This window comes from Gluconobacter sp. OJA (assembly GCF_039638325.1).
GTDB classification, from domain to species: domain Bacteria; phylum Pseudomonadota; class Alphaproteobacteria; order Acetobacterales; family Acetobacteraceae; genus Gluconobacter; species Gluconobacter cerinus.
Map to the genome: position 1 here is coordinate 82,562 of NZ_JBDIWI010000001.1, position 17,884 is coordinate 100,445.

Genomic DNA, 17,884 nt, shown 5'->3' on the forward strand with positions numbered 1-17,884 from the left:
GACAAGACCCTTCCATGAAGACCTATGCCGAAACAGAGATTCTGGACGTCATTGTCATCGGGAGTGGCGCAGGCGGCGCTCCTCTTGCCGCTCGTCTGGCCCAGGCCGGAAAGAGTGTCCTGGTCGTTGAAGCTGGCCCGAACTTTTCACCCTCCCGTTATACATCTGACGAGATCGAGGCGCGCGAAATCTACTGGCTGCATGAACGTCTGTCTGGTGGCCGCAATCCTCAACCTTTCGGTGGAAATAATAGTGGCACTGGCGTGGGCGGCTCCCTGCTGCATTATGGTGCTTTTCTACCCCGCCCTCATGCTGGCGATTTTCGGCTTCATACTGAAACCGGCCGCAGTGTGGATTGGCCCTTTTCTTATGAAGAACTCCTCCCCTACATAGAAGAGGTTGAAGCCTTCATTGGTGTCTCGGGTCCATCCAACTATCCATGGGATCCTACCCGGCGTTATGCCTACGCCCCTCCACTAGCCAATCCGGCTGCGATGAAGATGCGGGAAGCCTGCGACGCCGTTGGCATTCGTCATGCTGATGGGCCAACGGCTCTCATTACACGCGATTTCAACCAGCCTCATTTTGGAACTCGTAAAGCGTGTGCAAATTGCGGCGCATGTCATCAGGGCTGCCGCAACGGGGCCAAGTCAGGCGCAGACAATACGTGGCTTCCGCTTGCTGTCGCGCATGGTGCTGAAATTCGCTCCGGGTGCCACGTCCATACAATCGAGACGAACCAGGCCGGACGCGCCACCGGCGTCGTCTACACCCGAAACGGTGAAAACGTCCGTCAACGCTGTGAGCGCCTTGTTCTGTCTGCTGGTGCTGTCGAAACGGCAAGACTGCTGTTGCACAATGAACTGGCAAACAGCTCCGGACAGGTCGGTGAAAACTACATGACCCATATCTCGACGCAGATCTGGGGAGAAATTGATGAGGATGTACGCCCGAACCGGGGTTATCCGTCCCTCACAATCACAGAAGACATGATGCGCCCCAAAGATGCCGATTTTGCGGGGGGCTATCTGATTCAGTCTCTCGGAATGATGCCGATCACCTGGGCCTCCAACATTGCACGTGGGTCAAAGCGTCGTGGAGCAGATCTCGTAAGAACATTGGCCGGGTACAACCGCAGTATCGGCATGGGGATTCACGGCGACTGCATGCCCAGCCCTGAAAACCGGGTTGTTCTGTCAGATGAAAAGGATGCTCTGGGTCTGCCAAAGCCACTCATTACCCACAGCTACGGCCCGAACGAACTGGCAATGCACGCTCATGCATCGCGTCTGTTAACGCGCATGTGGGAAGCCATCGGAGCCAAGGATCTACGTCTTCTTGATCGGGCAGCCCATATGATGGGAACGGCACGGATGGGGACGGAGTCCGGCTCTGCTGTCGTCACCCCATACGGCCAGAGTTTTGATATCGACAACCTCTGGATCAGCGATCATTCAACCTTTCCCAGTGCCACGGCAGCCAATCCGGCCCTGACCATTATGGCCCTGTCCTTGCGCACCGCAGATGCCATGTTGAAAAACTGATTTATATCAAAGTGCCACCCCGGAGCGCACGAGGCTTGACACCCCTTTGTGCGCTCCGGTAATTCGAGCGTGACTTCTTGGTGGCTATCAGCTGCCCGGTCTCCTTTCCTAACCGGATGATGCCCGTTTGCGATGCCCGGCCCTTCATGGGTGCCAGACATCCCGAACCACTGCTTCCGATCCAGTTCTTGCATCAGGCAGGCACATCCTCCCCCATTAAGGTCTGCCCAAAGGGCACATAAGGCGCGTCTTTCATGCATCTCGCCGAACTCAAGAAAAAATCTCCGGCCGATCTGCTGGCTTATGCAGAGGAACTGGAGATCGAGAACGTCTCGTCCATGCGCAAGCAGGACATCATGTTTGCCATCCTCAAGACCCTTGCCGAGCGCGATCAGGCGATCTACGGCGAAGGGACGCTGGAAATCCTGCCAGACGGTTTTGGATTCCTGCGCAGCCCGGAAGCAAATTACCTTCCTGGCCCTGACGACATCTATATTTCCCCAACTCAGGTTCGTCGCTTCGGCCTCCGCCCGGGCGATACCGTCGAAGGCCAGATCCGTGCGCCTCGCGACGGAGAGCGTTACTTCGCTCTGCTGAAGGTCAACACCATCAACTTCGAAGACCCGGACGTTGTCCGGACTCGTATCAACTTCGACAATCTGACGCCGCTCTACCCTGAGCGCCGCCTGAAGATGGAAGTTGAGCAGTCCGAGCCAGCCGCCAGCGAGTCTTCTCCGCGTAGCAAGGGCAAAAAGGACCAGCGCGACTACACCCCGCGTGTAATCGATCTGGTGACGCCAATCGGTATGGGCCAGCGCGCCCTGATCGTTGCTCCGCCCCGTACGGGTAAGACCGTGATGCTCCAGAGCATCGCTGCGTCCATTTCAGCCAACCATCCTGAAGTCTTCCTGATCGTTCTTCTGATTGATGAGCGTCCGGAAGAAGTGACGGACATGGCGCGCTCGGTGCGTGGTGAAGTCGTGTCTTCCACCTTCGACGAACCGGCAACACGCCACGTTCAGGTGACGGAAATGGTTCTCGAAAAGGCCAAGCGCCTTGTCGAGCACAAGCGCGACGTGGTCATCCTGCTGGATTCCATTACGCGTCTTGCCCGCGCCTACAACACCGTCGTTCCTTCATCGGGCAAGGTGCTGACAGGTGGTGTGGATGCAAACGCCCTGCAGCGCCCCAAGCGCTTCTTCGGTGCGGCCCGTAACATTGAAGAAGGTGGCTCACTCACCATCATCGCAACGGCCCTGATCGATACGGGCTCGCGCATGGACGAAGTGATCTTCGAAGAGTTCAAGGGCACCGGTAACGCCGAACTCATCCTGGATCGCAAGCTTGCAGACAAGCGTACCTTCCCGGCCATCGACATCACCAAGTCTGGCACACGTAAGGAAGAGCTTCTTGTTGAGCGCGGTGAGCTTTCCAAGATGTGGGTCCTGCGTCGTATCCTGGCCCCGATGGGCACGATGGATGCCATGGACTTCCTGCTGGACAAGCTCAAGTACAGCAAGTCCAATCAGGACTTCTTCGACGCGATGAACAACTGATCCTGTTGTTTGCATCACAAAAAAAGGGGAGCCATGGCTCCCCTTTTTTATTGGGCTTTCTCACTCACCCTTTTCGAGATTGAGGAGAATTCTCTTGTCTACAACACCATTCAGGCCCGAATAGCCTCCGAGACCGTTTGTTCCCACAACCCGATGACAGGGGATCAAAACAGGGATCGGATTCGCGCCCATTGCTCCGCCTATGGACCGGGCTGATCCACCCGCCTGAGCCGCAATCTGGGCGTATGTCCGGGTCTCTCCGTAAGGGATTTCAAGGATTGCCTGCCAGACCTTCTGGCGATACGGCGTGCCATACGGAGAAAATGGCAGACTGGAAAAATCTACCTTTTCGCCATCAAAATACTGTTCGAGCAGATCCCGAACTTTTACGAGGAGCGGAGTTTCCTCCTGATCGCGTCCCCATCCCCAGTCGAGAGCGACAATACGCCCTTCGTCTTCACTGATGGTGAGGGCTCCAAGAGGAGAATAACAGGATAGCTGTGGCATACAGCTAGGCTGCCTGATGCCTTGGAAAGCGTCAATCATGCTTCCCTAAAAGAGTCCCGATCAAAAAAACGTATGCATGCTCTGCATATTCCGGGAAGCCGATATTCTCAAATAACATATGGAACTATTTTCGTATTCTTTCCTGAAATACTCTGCAATCTGTTGGGAAATAGCCATTCGTGTGTCAAAACTGCGACAGGATTGCTCAGATACAGGTCATTAGTTTTTGAGAACAATTCTCATCTAGTTGTTTTTCGATTTTTGTCAGCATAACGCTCACGGAAACGTCAGAAGCTCAGTTTTCTATAAACAATAAGATAAGGAGTAGTAAGTTCTCGTGATGCTGGTTTTCCAGGCAACTTCAAAAACTGATGATTCCTTACCTGTAAGGCATCCATCAGGACTTGAGCGGTCCGGAATATCAGCAGTAAGAACAGTCTTTGCAAAAAGGACAGTCGGATCATGGTTTCTGGTCTACTGACGCCGATCAACGTTACGAAGAAGCGCCTTCTGGGCTGCGCGGCCGCACTGGCATTCTGCGCAGCTTCCCCTCTTGCCCTCGCTGAGGACACCGGTACCGCCATCACCAACGCCGACCAGCATCCAGGAGACTGGATGAGCTATGGTCGGACCTACTCCGAGCAGCGCTATAGCCCCCTGGACCAGATCACCAAGGACAATGCCGGCAATCTGAAACTGGCATGGCACTATGACCTGGATACCAACCGTGGGCAGGAAGGTACGCCGCTGATCATCGATGGCGTCATGTATGCCACGACCAACTGGAGCAAGATGAAAGCTCTGGATGCAGCAACAGGCAAGCTGCTCTGGTCCTATGACCCAAAAGTTCCCGGCAACATTGCTGACCGTGGCTGCTGCGATACAGTCAATCGTGGCGCGGCTTACTGGAACGGCAAGGTCTATTTCGGAACGTTCGACGGTCGTCTGATCGCTCTGGACGCCAAGACCGGCAAGCTGGTCTGGAGCGTTTACACCGTTCCCAAGGAAGCACAGCTCGGTCATCAGCGCTCTTACACGCTTGATGGCGCTCCGCGTATTGCCAAGGGCAAGGTCATCGTCGGTAACGGTGGTGCAGAATTTGGCGCCCGCGGCTTCGTGACAGCTTATGACGCTGAAACGGGTAAAGTGGACTGGCGCTTCTTCACTGTTCCAAACCCCGACAATAAGCCGGACGGCGCAGCTTCTGACGATGTGCTGATGTCCAAGGCTTACCCGACATGGGGCAAGGGCGGCGCATGGAAGCAGCAGGGCGGCGGCGGTACCGTCTGGGATTCGCTGATCTATGACCCGGTCACAGATCTCGTTTACCTGGGCGTCGGTAACGGCTCACCATGGAACTACAAGTTCCGGTCTGAAGGAAAAGGAAACAACCTCTTCCTCGGCAGCATCGTGGCCATCAATCCTGATACCGGCAAATACGTCTGGCATTTCCAGGAAACGCCGATGGACCAGTGGGATTACACCTCGGTTCAGCAGATCATGGCGCTCGACATGCCGATCAATGGCGAAATGCGCCATGTGCTCGTTCATGCGCCAAAGAACGGCTTTTTCTATATCCTCGATGCCAAGACCGGTAAGTTCATTTCCGGCAAGCCCTACACCTACGAGAACTGGGCCAATGGTCTGGACCCTGTAACGGGCCGTCCGAACTATAACCCCGATGCTCTGTGGACGCTGAACGGCAAGCCCTGGTACGGCATTCCGGGCGATCTGGGTGGCCATAACTTTGCTGCCATGGCTTACAGCCCGCAGACGAAGCTGGTTTACATCCCAGCCCAGCAGGTTCCATTCGTCTATGACCCGCAGAAGGGTGGCTTCAAAGCTCACCACGACAGCTGGAACCTTGGTCTGGACATGAACAAGATCGGCCTGCTGGATGACAACGATCCGCAGCACAAGGCTGACAAAGCCCAGTTCCTGAAAGATCTGAAGGGCTGGATCGTGGCCTGGGATCCGCAGAAGCAGCAGGCAGCATTCACGGTTGACCACAAGGGTCCGTGGAATGGTGGCCTTCTTGCGACGGCTGGCGGCGTTCTGTTCCAGGGGCTCGCGACCGGTGAATTCCATGCTTACGACGCTACGACAGGCAAGGATCTGTTCAAGTTCCCAGCCCAGAGCGCCATCATTGCTCCTCCTGTGACCTATACGGCTCACGGCAAGCAGTATGTTGCGGTTGAAGTGGGTTGGGGCGGTATCTATCCGTTCTTCCTCGGTGGCGTAGCTCGGACATCCGGCTGGACCGTCAACCACTCACGGATCATCGCCTTCGCTCTTGATGGCAACGACAAGCTGCCTGCCAAGAACGAGCTTGGATTTGTTCCGGTGAAACCGCCTGAGAAGTGGGATGAAGCCAAGACCAAGGACGGCTACTTCCAGTTCCAGACCTATTGCGCAGCCTGCCACGGCGACAACAGCATCTCTGGCGGCGTTCTGCCTGACCTGCGTTGGTCCGGTGCGATCCGCGGGCCTGAGAAGTTCTACAAGCTCGTCGGTAAGGGTGCTCTGACGGCCTACGGTATGGATCGTTTCGACACGTCCATGTCTCCGGCTGAAATCGAAGACATCCGCAACTTCATCGTAAAGCGCGCCAACGAGTCCTACGCAGACGAAGTCAAGGCCCGAGAGAATGAGGCAGGCGTCCCGAACGGCGAATTCCTCAACGTCCCTCAGGGTCCGGTTGCGCCTGCAACGCCGGACCATCCGTGACGGGAAACCGTCACGCTGAAAGGAATGACGTGACATGCTCAAGGCATTAACTCGGGACAGACTGGTATCTGAGATGAAACAGGGATGGAAATTCGCGGCCGCAGTCGGCCTTATGGCAGTGTCTTTTGGCGCTGCCCAAGCCCAGGACGCTGATGACGCCCTGATTCAGCGCGGTGCCTACGTGGCCCGCCTGTCTGACTGCGTTGCCTGTCATACAAGTCTGCACGGTCAGCCTTTTGCTGGTGGTCTGGAGATCAAGAGCCCGATCGGCACGATCTACTCCACCAACATCACGCCTGACCCGACATACGGTATTGGCAGCTACACACTGGAAGACTTCACCAAGGCGATCCGCAAGGGTATCCGCAAGGACGGCGCGACGGTTTATCCGGCCATGCCGTATCCTGAGTTTGCCCGCCTGTCTGACGACGACATCAAAGCCATGTATGCCTTCTTCATGCATGGCGTGAAGCCGGTCGCCCTTCAGAACAAGCAGCCGGACATCTCCTGGCCGATGAACATGCGCTGGCCGCTGGCCATCTGGCGCGCCATGTTCGTTCCAACCGTTACACCGGGTCTGGACAAGAGCATCTCCGATCCGGAAGTGGCTCGCGGCGAATATCTGGTGAACGGCCCGGGCCATTGCGGCGAGTGTCATACACCTCGTGGCATGGCCATGCAGGTCAAGGGTTACACGGCCAAGGACGGCAATGCTTACCTGTCCGGTGGTGCCCCCATCGACAACTGGATTGCACCAAGCCTGCGCAGCAACAGCGACACAGGTCTGGGCCGCTGGTCTGAAGACGATATTGCTGAATTCCTCAAGAGCGGCCGTATCGACCATTCTGCCGTCTTCGGTGGCATGGCTGACGTGGTTGCCTACAGCACGCAGCATTGGACTGATGACGATCTGCACGCCACAGCCAAGTACCTGAAGAGCATGCCTGCCGTGCCGGAAGGCAAGAACCTTGGTCAGGACGATGGCAAGGCAACAGCCCTGCTGGAAGCTGGCGGCAAGGGTGATGCGGGCGCAGAGGTTTATCTGCATAACTGCGCCATCTGCCACATGAATGACGGTACAGGCGTCAACCGTATGTTCCCGCCTCTGGCTGGCAATCCGGTTGTCATCACCGACAATGCAACGTCGATGGCCAACATCGTGACCTTCGGCGGCATTCTGCCTCCGACGAACACAGCACCATCTGCTGTTGCCATGCCGGGCTTCCGCGATCATCTGTCTGATCAGCAGATCGCTGATGCCGTTAACTTCATGCGCAAGAGCTGGGGCAACCAGGCTCCAGGCACACTGTCTGCCGCAGATATCCGCAAGCTCCGTACAACAGGTGCTCCGGTTTCCACAGCAGGCTGGAACGTGTCATCCAGAGGCTGGATGGCTTACATGCCACAGCCTTACGGCGAAGGCTGGACCTTCTCCCCGCAGACGCATACGGGTGTGGACGAGGCTCAATAAACCTCTTCTGACCCTGTCGGTCTGACAGGAACGGGCGGTCCGGAAACGGGCCGCCCGTTTTCTTTTGTGCAGGCCGATTTCACATGACGACGTCCTGCATTACATAAAGGGGCATGAACCCCTTTTCCTCCTCGGACCCCCAGGTCATTTTTGCTCTGGCCACAGGCGCAGGCCGCGCAGCGATCGCCATCATGCGCGCCAGCGGACCGGGAAGCGCCTCTGTTCTCCAAAGCCTGTGCGGGTCCCTGCCCGAACCTCGGCGTGCCAGCCTCCGGAGCCTTCGCCATCAGGGCGAGGTGATGGATCATGCTGTGGTGCTGTGGCTGCCAGGGCCAAAATCGTACACCGGAGAAGATGGGTTCGAGCTACACCTGCATGCAGGTCCGGCCGTTATTGCGTGTGTCGCGGACGCCCTGACGGATCTGGGCGCCCGTCCTGCAGAGCCGGGAGAATTCACAAAGCGCGCCGTGCAGAAGGGCCGACTGGATCTCCTGCAAGCAGAAGCCATCGCAGACCTCGTCGATTCCGAGACTGAAAGCCAGCGCAAACAGGCCCTACAACAGGCCGATGGAGCGCTAAGCCGCCTTTATGACGGATGGGCTCAACGATTAAGGCTTGTTCTGGCCCATCAGGAAGCTCTGATCGACTTTCCTGATGAAGACCTTCCCCCCGAGGTGGAACACACTCTTCTGGCCGAGATGTCAGCTCTACATAACGAGATGTCCGCTCATCTTCAGGACAACCGTGGAGAACTGATGCGACAAGGGCTGACGGTCGTGATCGCAGGCTCGCCAAACGTTGGAAAATCAAGCCTTCTCAATGCGTTATCCGGATATGACGCAGCTATTGTCACTCACCGCGCAGGAACAACACGGGATGCTATTGCAGTAGACTGGGTTCTGGATGGCGTTCGTCTTCGTCTGATCGACACTGCCGGGCTGCGGGAAACTGAAGATGAGATTGAGGCGGAAGGTATTCGCCGGGCACTGTTTCACGTGAAACAGGCGGACGTTATTCTGCACCTCATTGGGACAGATGAAGCAGTCGATGCTTTGTCTTCCGATGAAATTGCAGTCCGAACAAAAATCGACATCGCACCAGCGCCCCCGAACATGCTAGGCATCAGCACCCAGACGGGTGAAGGTCTGTCAGAACTGCGAGCCTTCCTGACCCAACGGGTCTCAGGGATGACGGCCAATGCCGGAGCGCCGCCTTTGACCCGTGCTCGCCACCGTGCAGGCATTCAGGAAGCTGTTACGCACCTGGATCTCGCCCGAGGTGCCATGTGGCCCGAGTTGCGCGGAGAAGAATTACGCCTGTCCATGCAGGCTCTGGGACGTCTGACAGGACGTGTTGATGTTGAATCCCTGCTCGATGCAATTTTCGGGCAGTTCTGTATCGGGAAGTAAGTTTTGAGCGATTTCGATGTCATCGTGATCGGCGGCGGCCATGCTGGTTGTGAAGCAGCGGCAGCGGCAGCGCGCTTTGGGGCCAAGACGCTCCTGCTGACACACAAGCTCGAAACCATCGGGGCTATGTCTTGCAACCCTGCCATTGGCGGCATCGGCAAAGGACATCTCGTGCGTGAGATTGACGCGCTGGATGGTCTGATGGGCAAAGCCGCTGATCGCGCTGGCATCCATTTCAAGCTGCTCAATCGCTCCAAGGGACCGGCTGTCCATGGCCCGCGCGCGCAGGCAGATCGCTCCCTTTACAGAACAGCCATTCAAACCCTTCTGGCAGAAACACCCAACCTGACCATCATAGCAGGTGCGGTTGGAGATCTGATTGAAGAAAACGGACATATTCGTGGTGTAATCTGCGAAGATGGTCGGTCCTTCCGCTGTGGAGCCGTGGTGCTCACGACAGGCACGTTTCTGCGCGGTGTCATCCATGTCGGCCACGAACAACAGCTTGCGGGGCGCATCGGTGAAGCGCCAGCTACCAAGCTGGGAGAACGACTGGAAGCTCTGAAGCTTCGTATGGGCCGCCTCAAGACTGGCACACCACCACGCATTGCGCGCGACAGCATTGACTGGGAGAACCTGCCTGAAGATCGGGGTGATGAAATTCCAGAGCCGTTCAGCCCTCTGACGAGCAGCATCACCAATGCCCAGGTCTCGTGCCGGATCAGCCAAACCACACCGGAGACGCACCGGATCATCAACGAAAACCTGCACCGTTCAGCCATGTATGGTGGCGCGATTGCAGGCCGTGGGCCACGATATTGCCCATCGATTGAGGACAAGGTTGTCCGTTTCGCAGAGCGGTCTTCCCATCAGGTTTTTCTTGAGCCCGAAGCGCTCCCTGGAAATCCCGGGGGTGACCTTGTTTACCCGAACGGGATCAGCACCAGCCTTCCCGCTGATGTTCAGGCCCTCATGATCGCTTCGATGCCGGGGCTGGAAAAAGCGCGGATCGTCACAGCCGGATACGCTGTGGAGTATGATTACGTCGATCCGCGGGAGCTGATGCCTTCACTTCAGTTGCGCAGCCTGCCTGGCCTTTACCTTGCGGGGCAGATCAACGGCACGACAGGCTATGAAGAAGCCGGCGCTCAGGGCCTTCTTGCTGGCCTGAATGCCGCCCGCGCAACCGCCGGAAACGATCCGCTCATTCTGGATCGGAGCGATGCTTATCTGGGTGTCATGATCGACGACCTGACATTGCACGGCATCAGCGAGCCCTACCGCATGTTCACGTCACGGGCCGAGTATCGCCTGAGCCTCCGGGCTGACAATGCAGACCTAAGACTTACGCCAAAAGGCATGGACGCTGGCTGCATTCTCTCTGAACGCGCTGAAGCCTTTACCAACATGAAAACCCAGATTGACGCAGCCATGGCACTGGCAGCATCGACGACCTTCCTGCCCCAAGCCCTCAAAGACGTCGGGTTTGAGGTCTCTCTAGATGGACGACGTCGGAGCGTTCTGGATGTTCTTGCCAGCAACGGCGACCATTCGAAGGTGTTGGATCTGGCGCCATGGTTTGGCGCTCTGCCTCTCCGTATCCGCCGTCATGTGGAAACGGAAGCCCGCTACGGCGGCTATCTCCAGCGGCAGGATCGCGAGATCAAGCAGCTCGCATCCGAAAGCGCCATCGCTCTTCCGGACAATCTGGATTACAACGCTATCGGCGGCCTGAGCAGTGAGATGCGTGAGCGTTTTACTCAGGCACGACCAACCAGCTTTGCAGCTGCGCAACGTGTGCGAGGTGTAACCCCCGCTGCGCTGGTTGCCCTGCTGGCCCATGTAAGGACCCTGTCATGACCACCGTTTCACGTGAAACGCAGGAGAGACTGGAACGCTTCGCAGACCTACTCGTGCAATGGAATGCGAAGATCAATCTGGTCAGCCCAAAAGATCTAGGCCAATTGTGGCCACGCCATATTCAGGACAGCCTGCAACTCGCAGACATGATTCCTGCCGGTGCAACCATTACTGATCTGGGCTCAGGCGGAGGCTTTCCTGGCCTTATTCTGGCAATCGCAACAGATAATCCTGTGACGTTGATTGAGTCCGATCAGCGGAAATGTGCCTTCCTCCGAGAAGCTGGACGCATCTGCGGAGCCAAAGTCACGGTCATTCCAAAGCGCATTGAAGCCGCAACCCCGCCAGAAGCCGACATCATTACAGCCCGCGCGCTGGCCCCGCTGGTCAAACTGCTCGGATGGGCGCGTCCTTTGCTGAAAGAAAACGGATTTTGTCTGTTTCTCAAAGGCATAAAGGCGCAGGATGAGTTGACCGAGGCAAGCCGTGACTGGCACATGACATCTACCATTCTTCCCAGCCGCACCGACCCCGGCGGAGCCATTATCAAGGTCAGTGATTTCAAGCGTGTCGTCTAATTCCGTATCCCCCACCACCCGCATCATTGCCGTCACCAACCAGAAGGGCGGTGTTGGCAAAACCACGACCACAATCAACCTAGCTGCTGCGCTGGCACGGAAACAGCGCGTCCTGCTCGTTGATCTGGACCCTCAAGGCAATGCCTCTACCGGGTTGGGCATTGAGTATGATCAGCGGAATATTGGCACGTATGCCGCCCTGATGCAGGAAGCGGAGCCTCAGGCTCTCGCACAGCCGACAGAATTCGAAAATCTTTCGATTATCACCGCCAATAATGAGCTGGCTGGTGCTGAACTTGAGATGATCGCAGATGAGCGTCGCGAATATCGTCTAAGGGATGCTCTGCGCTCCCTTGAAGGCGACTACGATACCATCCTGATCGATTGCCCGCCCAGCCTTGGCCTTCTCACACTTAATGCCCTCGTCGCTGCAGACAGCGTTCTCGTGCCGCTACAGTGTGAGTTCTTTGCGCTGGAAGGGATCAGTCAGCTTGTGCGCACCATTGACCGTGTGCGGCGCGCTTTCAATGCAGATCTGCATCTCGAAGGCATTGTGCTGACAATGTACGATCGGCGAAACAACCTTTCAGAACTCGTGGCACAGGATGCACGAGGTTTCTTTGGTGAGCAGGTTCTTGAAACGCTGATTCCCAGAAATATTCGTATTTCCGAAGCTCAGAGCCATGGCAGCCCCGTGCTGAATTATGATGCGCGCTCCACAGGCGCAGTCGCCTATGTGGCACTGGCGGACGAACTTCTGAAGCGAACCGAGAACAGGACAAAGGCGTAAGCTGCGATGGCCAAAAAGGACACTTCTCCGCGCCTAGGTCGTGGTCTTGCCGCCCTTCTGGGCGATCAGGCTCCCCAGCTGGCCCGTGCTACGCGCGCCAATGCGCCTGTTCAGCAGCATACGTCCCTGCCCGTTGACGTGCTGGAGCCCAGCCCCTTTCAGCCACGCCAGGACATGAACCCTGAGCGGCTGGAAGAACTGGCCAATTCCATTCGGTCCCGCGGCGTTCTGCAGCCCCTCCTCGTCCGACCAGACCCGGCCAACCCTGAGCGATACCAGATTATCGCTGGCGAGCGGCGGTGGCGCGCCTCTCAGCTTGCTGGGCTGCATAGTGTCCCCGTGCATGTGCGCCAGCTGGATGACACGGATGCCATGGCAGCCGCGCTTGTAGAAAACCTTCAGCGCGCCGACCTGAACCCGATTGAAGAAGCTGAAGGCCTTCAGCGGCTCATCACAGATTATACCCTAACGCAGGAAGAACTGGCCGGCGCCGTCGGAAAATCCCGACCTCACATCACCAATACCATGCGCTTGCTGAACCTGCCGCCAGAGATCCGGGCCCATGTTCGCCGCGGGGAACTCTCAGCCGGACATGCCCGTGCCCTTCTGAGCCATCCAGACCCGATAACTGCGGCCAAAACTGTTTTGGAAAAAGGGCTGAATGTCCGCCAGACAGAAGCTCTTGTTGCTGAAAAATCAGAGAAGAAAGCCGTTCAGAAAAAGCGCCGGGACGCAGAAATTGTCCAGATTGAAGAAGATCTGGCTCTTCGGCTGGGACTTAAAGTCCACATCGCTTACGATGGAAAAAAGGGCGGCTCGCTAAAGATCGATTACCGATCTCTTGAACAGTTTGAGAGCCTCATGCGCCTTCTCAACCGGGAATAAGAGGCGGTTATCAAAGGGAGCCATCATTTTTTTGGATTTTATTCATTATAATCTGAAAAAACCCCTTGCAAGCATTCCCGCTTCCCCTTTATAAGGCGCCTCACCGGAAACGGAGCGACGGGCACATAGCTCAGTTGGTAGAGCAGCTGACTCTTAATCAGCGGGTCCAAGGTTCGAGCCCTTGTGTGCCCACCAAGCTCCGTTTCCGGTCTTACCCCTGAAAAATATGAATTTCTAAATTCGGTTGCTTTCGCTTTTAAAAAGCATTTGCTTGAATATTTTCAAAAAAATTAAAAACAATAGCCCCTAGAAGAGCTTTCTTTAGTGCTAATGAAATCTTCCTATCGCCATTTTTGACGACAAAAAGATCTCATGGAAAAAGCTTTAAAGAATTTTTGCCCGGCGCTGTTCGCAGTTCTGACATACAAGCTTCTGCAAGATTACCATCACGCATCTTATATTCTGGCTGCACTCGGCGGTTGCCTGATGCAATGGATTGTTGATGCGACAAGCGCTCGCTTAAAGAAAAAGAATACCTGACCAAGACCTCCTCAGAGGCATCCCCGGTTTATCCCCGAAAATCTGGCAGTTCGTTAACAGCCACAACACGCCACAGCCCATTGATACGCTCGATAATCGAAATCGACAGATTTTGAATAGTGAAGCGCAGAGCAATGTCAGGGTGAATGGCCAGAGCATGTGAAAGTGCGGCCCGGATCGCGCCACCGTGGCTCACAACAACCATATCCTGACCAGCATTTGCATTCGCAAGATCTTCCAGCCCATGGGAGACACGCGCACAAACATCCAGCATGCTTTCTCCGCCCGGCGGAAGCTCACTGGCTGACAAAGACCAGAATGGATTGGGCGGCAGCCTCAGCAGAGAGAGAAACTGATCGTGCGGCGTTCCGTGCCACTCTCCGATAGATTGCTCAATAAATCTTGGATCAACCGTGACGTCAGCGTGTGTAAATGCTCCTGCGCAGCGTATCTGCGCGGCAGTGTCGCGTGCCCTTTGCAGCGGTGAGGTATACCAGACAGCATCGGACGGCAGACGTCGAGCCAAAGCAGCGTATCCACCCTGCTGGCTCGCCATCGCATCCCTGCAAAGCGGAACGTCCATCGCGCCATACATGGTCTTACGCGCGCTCGCCTCTACAACGGCATGTCTGATCAGCCAGAAGCGGGTAATACCGCGTGGCAGTTCAGGCGTATCAAGAAAGTGTCCATGAGGGACGGCTTGGTCTGTCTGTGTCATGAGAGAGGCGCGTAACGGGGAACAGGGTTGGCGTCCAGAAGAACGTCCCAGTTTTCCAAAATGAGCTCAAGTTTGGCAAGCACCCGCTTCGCGTCTGCGCACTCCCGCTGCAAGCGCTGCTTTTCGTCCAGGCCTTCGTGCGATGGCTCTCCTGAGACCAGACGCGCGCCGCCGCACAGTCTTAAAGCCCCGGCATGGCCAGCTACCAAGGGATGAGGAACCGGAACGGGCTGGCCAAGAACGCAGAGAAGTGCTGGCTCCCCCTCCCCTATCCATGGTGAAAGATCTGCATTGAGCCACCGGTGCAACTTACGGGCATCTTCCAGTCCGAGAGGCGCATCCGGATTTTTGGGGTCTTCCACCAGAAATGACAGAATGGTCGGCACAGCGTCCCACCGACCGTCATCAATAGGCTTCCCGACGGGCAGTAACGTGCAGGTAGGACTGGCCTCTACCAGCTTAACAGCCTCGGTCATGAAATCATTGAGTCTCTGGCGGATCAGGGAATCAGGAAGCGAAAAGAGCGCATCCATTTCAGCGAGAGCCGCATGCCAGCGTAGGGCCAGACCAATATTGTGACCATTATTCAACGCGTGCCTGTCAGCCTGCTCAGGCCACTCGTCCCGATTTCCATAAGACTTCAAGCCTTTGGGGAGAGAAAGCGATGGCATTTTTTCCAGGATCACATTCGGCAGCAGAAGAGCCCCGCAGAACGGCGGTCCCGTAAAGAATTTGGACCCTGTGATCATAACCAGCAGACCGTCGCGGACCCATTCCGAAACACGCGACGGGCTGAGGCGAGCCTGACAGGCATCTACCACCACACTCAGATGCCCCCCAAGCTCAGCCTGCAACTCTGCAACCGTTTCCATATCAGGCGCAGCAAGACCCGTTTTTGACTGGTCCAGACGATGCAGCAAAACATGTCGGCCAGCTTTCACTTCTCGTCGGGCCAGCTCTCTGCATTCGGCATTGATGTCTTCAAGCGGACGCGAAGTTCCATCCTCATTCCGGATGGTAACCCCGAACAGTTGTGTGTCTTCAGGAAATCCCTCAATCAGTTCTCCCTTCCCGACTGTCGTGGAGCATGCGCTGTCACCCGCGAAATGACGGCCACGCGCAGCAAGGGGCACGCCGCTTCCTGTCTCGTCGGGCGCCAGAAGAATGGAACTGACGGGTCGATCTGTTCCAGCAGCGACAAGAGCAAGAACAGCAAGTTCGCAATCCGTGCCAGACGCAGACAGAAGAACGGCATCTTCCGGCAAACTGTAATAGCGCCCAATACCTGCGCGCGCGCTTCTGACGATGCCTTCCTGCACAAGATCCGGGTCCTGCTTGGACAGAAGCGCGTTCATCATCATGCAACGCGCGAACTCTGCTCCCCCGAACCCCCGCTCTGACAAAGAGGAGGCTGTGGAAGAACCGAACGTCACAGCCCAGGGGCGTGGACGATGAGAGCAGGAATACTTGTTCAGGCCCGTTTCGGGATCAACGGCCAGTCGGGAATCCCCGCCACTACTCATCAGTGTTTCTGCAGGCGCCATAACGTGCCACAGACGCACCAGAACGGGTCTGAGGCGCTTTGCGTCATCTTCGGTGAACTCAGGCGTATTCGACAGGTGTTTCTTCAGAGTTCCCCAAAGAGACAGAAGCGTTGTGCTGTCCGGAACATCCCCCGCACAGAGAGCCAGTTCCTGCGGAAGGGGATTGACCGCGTTCGTATCAAGCGCATGAAAGAGAGCGGCAACACGAGCAGCCGCAAAACTCGCAAGCCGGGCGTCAGCTCCATTGTGAAGAAGCCGGAAAAGCTCAACAGCCTGACGAAGGAATGTCGGAGCCAGACCCGGCATTCGCAAACAGGGTTCACCCAGCTTCAGACATGCGCGGCCTGTAACCGAATGCGGTTCAGACAGAAGATTCTCACCGAGTTGAAAAGACTGCTCCAGCGAAATATCAAGCTCGGGCATCAGCCCTGCAGCAACGACCCTCAGATCCGGACGCTCCAAAACGTCTACAAGCGATCGGGTCAGTATATCAGCCAGCATGCCTCTAATCTCCTGCCTAACAGGAATGTCTGGGTAGCTCATTAAGGAACTCGGGGCGAGGCCTTAATGGTTACGGGAATTGGTTTCATTAATATCACCATGATCAAAGTTTGCGCCTCTTGTACAACACTGTAAGATACTTCTTCGTGACGGGGCTGGAGCTCCTACCGTGATGTTAAGAGGTTGAAATGCGGATATTGTTGACAGGCGGTTGCGGCTTCATAGGTTCAGCCGTGGTGCGTCATATTATCAGAAACACCGAACACAGCGTGCTGAATGTAGACTGCATGACGTATGCAGCTTCTGAAGATACCGTAGCCGAAGTCGCTTCTGATCCGCGTTATTCCCATGCACGGGCGAATATCGTAAACGGCGTTGAAATGCAGCGCCTCTTTGAGGAATATCGCCCGGATGCCGTCATGCATCTGGCTGCTGAAAGCCACGTAGACCGTTCGATTGATGGTCCTGGCGTTTTCATCCAGACAAATATTGTTGGCACTTATTCTCTTCTTGAAGCTGCCCGGAAATACTGGAGCAGCCTTGGGAATGATGAGAAAGCGGCTTTCCGTTTCCACCACATTTCAACGGATGAAGTGTTTGGCCACCTTGAGCCAAATGATCCGCCATTTACTGAAACAACCCCTTACGACCCTCGCAGCCCTTACTCCGCTTCAAAAGCCTCTTCCGATCATCTGGTTCGCGCCTGGTATCACACCTATGGCCTGCCAACTTTCGTCACCAACACAACCAACAACTATGGCATCTGGCACTTCCCGGAAAAGCTCATTCCGCTCGTAACCATCAACGCCATTGAAGGTCGCGAATTGCCGGTTTACGGCAAAGGTGAAAACATCCGCGACTGGCTGTTTGTTGAAGACCATGCCGAAGCCCTTGTCCGCGCTGTCGAAATCGGCGAGCCGGGAGAGACTTACGCTATTGGTGCCCGTCAGCCCCGGACGAACCTGGAAGTCGTCAAGAAAATCTGCGCTGTTCTGGACGAACTTCTTCCTGACCCGGAAGGCCCGCGTGAACGTCTGATCCGCTATGTGACAGATCGTCCCGGCCATGACTTCCGTTATGAGATTGATCCGTCCCACGCCGAGAAAGAGCTGGACTGGAAAGCCAAGAACGACTTCGAAACCGGCATCCGCAAAACGGTTCAGTGGTATCTCGACAACCGTGACTGGTGGGAAGGAATCCGCTCCAAGCGTTACACGGGACAGCGACTGGGAACACGCTCATGAGCACGATCGA

The 17,884-nt window shown here is 56.2% G+C and carries 14 protein-coding genes and 1 tRNA gene; 12 read left to right on the plus strand and 3 right to left on the minus strand.

Annotated features, from left to right (window positions below; genetic code table 11):
- The first annotated feature begins 14 nt into the window (after positions 1-14).
- Both ABDK75_RS00440 and rho read left to right on the plus strand, forming a co-directional pair.
- Entirely contained in the window at positions 15-1,544 is a 1,530-nt protein-coding gene (locus tag ABDK75_RS00440; RefSeq protein ID WP_346004674.1) for a GMC family oxidoreductase, read from the plus strand.
- A 254-nt stretch (positions 1,545-1,798) separates the two neighbouring features.
- A complete protein-coding gene (gene rho, locus ABDK75_RS00445; RefSeq protein WP_046900397.1) occupies positions 1,799-3,100 on the plus strand; it encodes a transcription termination factor Rho in 1,302 nt (433 codons plus the stop codon).
- A 60-nt stretch (positions 3,101-3,160) separates the two neighbouring features.
- Here the strand turns inward: rho and ABDK75_RS00450 are convergent, their stop codons facing one another.
- Complete coding sequence (locus ABDK75_RS00450) at positions 3,161-3,646, minus strand: methylated-DNA--[protein]-cysteine S-methyltransferase (protein WP_046900398.1); 486 nt, start codon at positions 3,644-3,646, stop codon at positions 3,161-3,163.
- A gap of 423 nt (positions 3,647-4,069) precedes the next feature.
- Here ABDK75_RS00450 and ABDK75_RS00455 point away from each other — a divergent pair, with 423 nt between their 5' ends.
- From ABDK75_RS00455 to ABDK75_RS00495, 9 genes are all read left to right on the plus strand, one after another.
- Entirely contained in the window at positions 4,070-6,334 is a 2,265-nt protein-coding gene (locus ABDK75_RS00455) for a PQQ-dependent dehydrogenase, methanol/ethanol family (protein ID WP_099211272.1), read from the plus strand.
- Positions 6,335-6,368: 34 nt separating this feature from the next.
- Positions 6,369-7,805 (plus strand): cytochrome c, encoded by a 1,437-nt coding sequence (locus ABDK75_RS00460; protein WP_046900400.1) that lies wholly within the window; start codon positions 6,369-6,371, stop codon positions 7,803-7,805.
- Positions 7,806-7,918: 113 nt separating this feature from the next.
- Positions 7,919-9,214, plus strand: coding sequence for a tRNA uridine-5-carboxymethylaminomethyl(34) synthesis GTPase MnmE (gene mnmE, locus ABDK75_RS00465; protein WP_346004675.1), 1,296 nt, complete (start codon positions 7,919-7,921; stop codon positions 9,212-9,214).
- Between the two features lie 3 nt (positions 9,215-9,217).
- Positions 9,218-11,074: a tRNA uridine-5-carboxymethylaminomethyl(34) synthesis enzyme MnmG gene (gene mnmG, locus ABDK75_RS00470; protein ID WP_346004676.1), complete on the plus strand. Its 1,857-nt coding sequence runs from the start codon at positions 9,218-9,220 to the stop codon at positions 11,072-11,074.
- A complete protein-coding gene (gene rsmG / locus ABDK75_RS00475; RefSeq protein ID WP_046900403.1) occupies positions 11,071-11,652 on the plus strand; it encodes a 16S rRNA (guanine(527)-N(7))-methyltransferase RsmG in 582 nt (193 codons plus the stop codon). The genes mnmG and rsmG overlap by 4 nt, the downstream gene beginning before the upstream one ends.
- A complete protein-coding gene (locus ABDK75_RS00480; RefSeq protein WP_099211280.1) occupies positions 11,642-12,442 on the plus strand; it encodes a ParA family protein in 801 nt (266 codons plus the stop codon). The genes rsmG and ABDK75_RS00480 overlap by 11 nt, the downstream gene beginning before the upstream one ends.
- Positions 12,443-12,448: 6 nt before the next feature.
- The gene (locus ABDK75_RS00485) at positions 12,449-13,327 is read left to right on the plus strand and encodes a ParB/RepB/Spo0J family partition protein (RefSeq protein ID WP_346004677.1); all 879 of its coding nucleotides are present in this window, start codon (positions 12,449-12,451) and stop codon (positions 13,325-13,327) included.
- A gap of 119 nt (positions 13,328-13,446) precedes the next feature.
- Positions 13,447-13,522 (plus strand) — tRNA-Lys (locus ABDK75_RS00490).
- 177 nt (positions 13,523-13,699) lie between these two features.
- Complete coding sequence (locus tag ABDK75_RS00495; RefSeq protein WP_339406772.1) at positions 13,700-13,867, plus strand: hypothetical protein; 168 nt, start codon at positions 13,700-13,702, stop codon at positions 13,865-13,867.
- Positions 13,868-13,895: 28 nt separating this feature from the next.
- Here ABDK75_RS00495 and ABDK75_RS00500 read toward each other — a convergent pair whose 3' ends face one another.
- Positions 13,896-14,585, minus strand: coding sequence for a histidine phosphatase family protein (locus tag ABDK75_RS00500; protein WP_086634871.1), 690 nt, complete (start codon positions 14,583-14,585; stop codon positions 13,896-13,898).
- The gene (locus tag ABDK75_RS00505) at positions 14,582-16,630 is read right to left on the minus strand and encodes a hypothetical protein (RefSeq protein ID WP_346004678.1); all 2,049 of its coding nucleotides are present in this window, start codon (positions 16,628-16,630) and stop codon (positions 14,582-14,584) included. The genes ABDK75_RS00500 and ABDK75_RS00505 overlap by 4 nt, the downstream gene beginning before the upstream one ends.
- A 188-nt stretch (positions 16,631-16,818) precedes the next feature.
- Here ABDK75_RS00505 and rfbB point away from each other — a divergent pair, with 188 nt between their 5' ends.
- Positions 16,819-17,874: a dTDP-glucose 4,6-dehydratase gene (gene rfbB, locus ABDK75_RS00510; protein WP_099211286.1), complete on the plus strand. Its 1,056-nt coding sequence runs from the start codon at positions 16,819-16,821 to the stop codon at positions 17,872-17,874.
- The last annotated feature ends 10 nt before the right edge of the window (positions 17,875-17,884 follow it).